Below are 3,891 nucleotides of genomic sequence, written 5' to 3'. Positions count from 1 at the left end.
CGGTACCAGACAATATCCTCTCCAATTCTTCTGATAACTTTTCGGTATTACAATTCTCCTGAATAAGCTCCTTTACAATCTCCCTATTCACAACAAGATTTACTAAAGAAATAAACCCTATCTTAATTAACAGTTTTGCTATTCCAATGGTTATAGCATTACCTTTATAAACTACAACCTGGGGCACATTAAAAAGTGCAGTTTCTAATGTTGCTGTTCCAGATGTCACTACGGCAGTATGAGCATTGCTTAAAAGATCATATGTTTGCCCAAAAACTACAGAGATATTTTTCCCCTGCATATAGGCTTCATAATCTGCTCTCGAAAAATTTGGAGCACCGGCAATAACAAATTGATATTCCGGAAATTTGTCTGTTACAGAAATCATTGTTGGCAACAAATAGTTTAATTCCTGTTTCCGGCTCCCGGGTAAGAGTGCTATTATTTTCTTTCCTTCAAGCTGATGTTCACTTCTAAAATCAGGGTTTGCTTTAAATTCATGAATAGCATCTAACAGGGGGTTGCCTACATAATCAACCTCCATTCCCCATTTCTTATAAAAATCTACTTCGAACGGAAAAATGCAGAACATCTTATCTACAACCTTCTTAATCTTCACTACGCGTTTCTGGTTCCATGCCCAAACTTTTGGAGAAATATAATAAAACACTTTTATATTGTGCTTTTTAGCAAACTCCGCAATTTTCAGATTAAAACCGGGGAAATCTATCAATATCAACACATCAGGCTGATAAACGAGGACATCTTGCTTACAAAAAGAAATATTCTTAAGCACTGTAGAAAGATTCAATAATACTTCTACAAAGCCCATAAAGGCCATATCTTTGTAGTGCTTTACTAATGTACCGCCTTGTTCTAACATAAGATCTCCGCCAAAGAATCTAAATTCAGCATCATTATCCTGTTTCTTTAATGCTTTCATTAGATTGGCGCCATGCAAATCGCCAGATGCCTCTCCTGCTATTAGATAATATTTCATTTTCTTAGATATGAGATTTTAGATATGAGATGTGAGACAGATACAAAGGCATTCTTTTGGAGAGACTGAAAAATCTAAAAAACAAAATAAAGAAATACCTAAAGCTCCTGCCATACTAAATGAACTTAATGAACCAATGAACTAACTAACTAACTAACTAACTAACTAACTAAAAACTTATAATAAGCAAATATAAGCGCACAAATGAATGTCGAAGCTAAAATACCTCTGGCCGTACGTTCATTGTAATGTTTTGACGCCTGATTGAATATAACGAAATTCAAAGCCACACAACCTATATACAATAAATCCGCTTTCTTAAGAAACTCAACATTATTTTTCAAATAATCAACAATCAAGAAAGCCAGAGAAGGCAAGCCCAAACCATAAAGCATACCCAACCAGACCGAATCGTTTTTAAACATTTAAATCCCAGGTATTTAAAATTGACATCGCATGATGTGCGGTTAAATCGAATTGTACAGGAACTACCGATGCATATCCATGTTGCAAAGCCCATACATCAGAATCTTCACCCTTATCAAAATTCTGGAAAACACCTGTTAACCAATAATAATTTCTATGGTAAGGATCGGTTCTTTCGTCAAACTCTTCTTTCCATTTGGCATTGGCCTGCCGGCAGATCTTTAAACCTTTAATATCTTCTCCGGCCGGAAAATTTACATTCAGAAGTACACCTTGTGGAAGCCCATGCTCTAGCACCTGTAATACAAGCTTTTCGACAAATTTCTTGCAGTGTTCAAAATTTGCTGTCCATGAAAAATCGTCCAGAGAAAAGCCTATAGAAGGTATACTTTCGATAGCTCCTTCTACCGCAGCAGACATGGTCCCCGAATAAATTACATTAATAGAACTGTTGAGCCCATGGTTAATACCAGAAACACATATATCTGGCTTTTTCCCTTTAAAAACCTTATTCACCGCTAGTTTCACACAATCAACCGGGGTTCCGGAACATTTCCACATTTCTATTCCTTCATACATCTCCACCTTATCTAAACGTAATGGCTTGCTTATGGTTATGGCATGACCGGTTCCTGATTGCGGACTGTCTGGAGCAACAACAACAACGTCACCAATTTCCTTAACAACTTCAATTAACGCTTTTATTCCAGGAGCAATGATACCGTCATCGTTAACTACTAAAATGGTGGGCTTATTTTTCTTCATTAAACAAATATAGGAAAGAAAATAAAGAATGGTAAGCCAGCGCCGTTTAAACAAAATGGTATATCATGCTCGCTTTTATAGGATACAACCATGTTTATCAGAAATAGAAAAGTTCTTTAAATTTAACGTCAAGTATCTAACTATTCAGTAGTATAATTCGGAACGAATCAACATAATAGTAAAAAATCAAGTCTTAACAACTCACTCAAAGCAAAAAAACTGAGTACTTTCCTGGATTTTAAAGTTTGGGGTAAATAGCCAAAAAACTTCTTAAATGCACTGGTAAAATGTGTTGCGTGTTTATAACCCATAGACTCAGCGATATCAGAAATGAGATACTCGCCTGATAAAAGCATATTTTTAGCTTTTTGCATTTTACAGGATAGGATATAACCAAATACCGTATAACCAAATAATATTTTAAAGTGTTTTTTAAGATATTGTTCATTAGTTCCTGCCTGTCTTGCGAGATAAGCCAATGAAAAAGATTGATCCGGGTTATGGTCTATCAACTCTTTAATCAAATTCATTTTATCTACTTCGATAGTACTCAATCCGGAAGGTACTGTCTTTTCCTCTTCGTACTGGGCCAGTTGCAGCGCAATAACTTCTATAATCTTTGCCTTTGTATATAATGTTCTCAAGTGCCCGTCAAAGCCACAAGTGCTTACATCATCCAAAACACTACGCAGTTTAGGGGTAATATGTAAATTGTCTGAACTAAATGCGCTAAATTTTTTTATATTTTTTTGTTTATAAAGTTTATGATTATCAGGAATATATCTGAAGAAGAATTCTTTTTCGATATATATATTTATAAAATCGAGATTTTGATCTGTGTAACTAATAAACAGTTCGCCTTTTGGAACAAAAAGAATATTATACTCTGAACTTTTAAATGTAATACTTTCTTTCCCCGCAGTACTTCGATATGAACACTCTCCCTGTAAGCAAAACTGAATAACTACAACTTCGTCATTAGTTAAAAATCTGGCTGATCCTGCTTTGTCGTTACTATAACAATAGTGCTTCAATAAAAAATCTTTAAAGAAAAGACTCCCATCAGTAAACGAATCTTCTGTAATGATCTCTAATTTCTTTTCTTCCATTATGATAGCCATAGAACAAATAGATTCTGTTTTTTCCTTTTACGTCATAAAATCTCCATATGCAGTCATTCTATATAACAGCTATAGAGATATATTTGCGACCGCAATTTAGCTTTATTTAGACTTTTTCTAAAGAAAAATTGGTTTTTTTATCATAGAATGAAATACTATTTACTCTCTTTACTATTTCTTTTATCCTTCAATACGTTTGCTCAGGAGAAATCAGGTCATATTTCTGGTAAAGTTACTTCCGGCGACAACACAGCAGTAGAAGGTGCAATGGTATTTATTAAAGGCTTGAATAAACAAACCGTAACAGATGAAAAAGGGAACTTTCTGTTTAAGAATATACCTTTTGGAAAATATAGTTTAGAAATCAGCTCTATTGAAATTGAGTTTAAATCTGTTGAAATAATCGTTGACCGTCCAGTCCGTCAGTTTAATATTTTAGTAACGGTTAAAGAAAACAGACAATTAAAAGAAGTTAGTATAGTAGCAAAAACTGAGAAAAAAGAGTTAGAAACAAGTGGTTTTGCTGTAGCTATTATAGAAACGAAAGAAGCCTCATTGAGAAATTTGACGACGAATGAA

Annotated in this window: 5 protein-coding genes; 1 reads left to right on the top strand and 4 read right to left on the bottom strand. The window is 34.3% G+C overall.

Annotated elements, in window-relative coordinates; translation table 11 throughout:
• From lpxB to ABWO41_RS16330, 4 genes are all read right to left on the bottom strand, one after another.
• Positions 1–1,000: lipid-A-disaccharide synthase (lpxB, locus tag ABWO41_RS16345; protein ID WP_353140321.1), on the bottom strand; the 1,000-nt coding region annotated here is incomplete at its 3' end.
• Positions 1,001–1,161: 161 nt separating this feature from the next.
• Complete coding sequence (locus ABWO41_RS16340) at positions 1,162–1,425, bottom strand: stationary phase survival protein SurE (protein ID WP_353140319.1); 264 nt, start codon at positions 1,423–1,425, stop codon at positions 1,162–1,164.
• On the bottom strand, positions 1,418–2,191 hold the full coding sequence (gene surE / locus ABWO41_RS16335) for a 5'/3'-nucleotidase SurE (RefSeq protein ID WP_353140317.1): 774 nt from the start codon (positions 2,189–2,191) through the stop codon (positions 1,418–1,420). Before surE ends, ABWO41_RS16340 begins: the two co-directional genes overlap by 8 nt.
• A 167-nt stretch (positions 2,192–2,358) precedes the next feature.
• On the bottom strand, positions 2,359–3,300 hold the full coding sequence (locus ABWO41_RS16330; protein WP_353140315.1) for a helix-turn-helix domain-containing protein: 942 nt from the start codon (positions 3,298–3,300) through the stop codon (positions 2,359–2,361).
• A 159-nt stretch (positions 3,301–3,459) separates the two neighbouring features.
• Here ABWO41_RS16330 and ABWO41_RS16325 point away from each other — a divergent pair.
• A partial coding sequence (locus ABWO41_RS16325; RefSeq protein ID WP_353140313.1) for a beta-sandwich domain-containing protein occupies positions 3,460–3,891 on the top strand: 432 nt, incomplete at its 3' end.

It is taken from the genome of Pseudopedobacter sp., from assembly GCF_040392825.1.
In the GTDB taxonomy this organism is placed as follows: domain Bacteria; phylum Bacteroidota; class Bacteroidia; order Sphingobacteriales; family Sphingobacteriaceae; genus Pseudopedobacter.
The sequence above is the reverse complement of the archived record's forward strand: the minus strand, read 5'-3'. Positions and strand labels throughout refer to the sequence as shown.